We start from the raw sequence: 1,162 nt of genomic DNA, 5'->3' as shown, positions 1-1,162 counted from the left end.
CTGTTTAAATTCTTCTTTATCCAAATTCATTAGTTTTACAATTGCAGCACCTTCAAGATCCCAGGTATCTAAAGGATCCCTTAACCTTGTATGTTTTTTCATATATTTATGTAAAAACTCAATATCTTGTGTGGCTATAAATTCTTTAATCAGTTCATGTTCTTTGCAAGCACATTTGCGTTCTAAATTTAACTTCTTACCCTTAGAACCTATAAAATGTAAAAACCAATCTCTATTGAGTATATCCCTTCTTTTTCTCTCATCTTCTTCTATTAATTCTAGCAAACAAGTAGTATCCATATCTAATAATACTCTAACGCAAAGTTCAATAGCATTTCCCCTGTAATAGCCAATATCCAATCCTGTTTCTAAACGATTTTTTTCTTTTAATAGCATAAGTGCTTCTAAATCTTTTTTAACTATGTTTATATCATCACCACGAGAGTATTTATCTAAAGCAATACATTTTTTTCTATCTTCTATACAAAAAATACAAGTTTGTCTATCTCCAAAAGGAAGTTCTAAAAATATTTTTTCGGATTTCTTGATATCTTCTTCACACTTTATTATATGTTTTGTAAAATACGCTTCATCTTTCTTAGTATCTCTTACCATTTTCTATCCTTTAGGTTTTTTAATTTTATTTGCATCTTTATCTAAATAATGAATGGTTTCTTTACCTCCTTCATCAACATGAAATAAATCTTTTCTGATTTCATTGCTATTTTTTTCAAGAAGTTCTTTTATCTTTTCTCTATGTTCTTCATCTGCAACACCAAGTCTATTTTTGTCCTCTTCTAATATCCAACTATTACTCATCTGTTTGGTTTTTTGATTTCTATTTAACTTGCTTGTTCCAAACTTAGCTTCTGCGATGATATATTTTGGATTTTTATTGGGGTTATAATAAATTCCATCAATTCCTTGATGAATTTTATCATCAAGTCCTTGAACTTTGTTTAAGCTAATTCTTTTATAGCCTTGATTTAAATAATGCAAATGCATTTTAGCTTCGCCATAATTTCCTTTTTGTTTATTGCTTAATTTATCAATGCCATTTAATTTTTGTATCTTTTTTTCCATATTTGCTAAAACTTTTTTAGCTTCTTTTTGTTGTGCTTGAACTTCTTTTAAAAATACTTGTTGTTTATTTACTTGTTTT

General features: G+C 27.5%; 1 protein-coding gene and 1 pseudogene. Both read right to left on the bottom strand.

Translation table 11 applies throughout. The annotated features are described in order from the left end of the window. The coding region (locus L8Y18_RS08540) for a hypothetical protein (protein WP_263676664.1) at positions 1-615 on the bottom strand (615 nt) is incomplete at its 3' end. A 3-nt stretch (positions 616-618) separates the two neighbouring features. After that, positions 619-1,162, bottom strand: a pseudogene (locus tag L8Y18_RS08535) (hypothetical protein); the annotation flags it as partial.

Source organism: Campylobacter sp. CNRCH_2007_0968H, assembly GCF_025773245.1.
Taxonomy (GTDB): Bacteria; Campylobacterota; Campylobacteria; order Campylobacterales; family Campylobacteraceae; genus Campylobacter_D; species Campylobacter_D lari_D.
The sequence above is the reverse complement of the archived record's forward strand: the minus strand, read 5'-3'. Positions and strand labels throughout refer to the sequence as shown.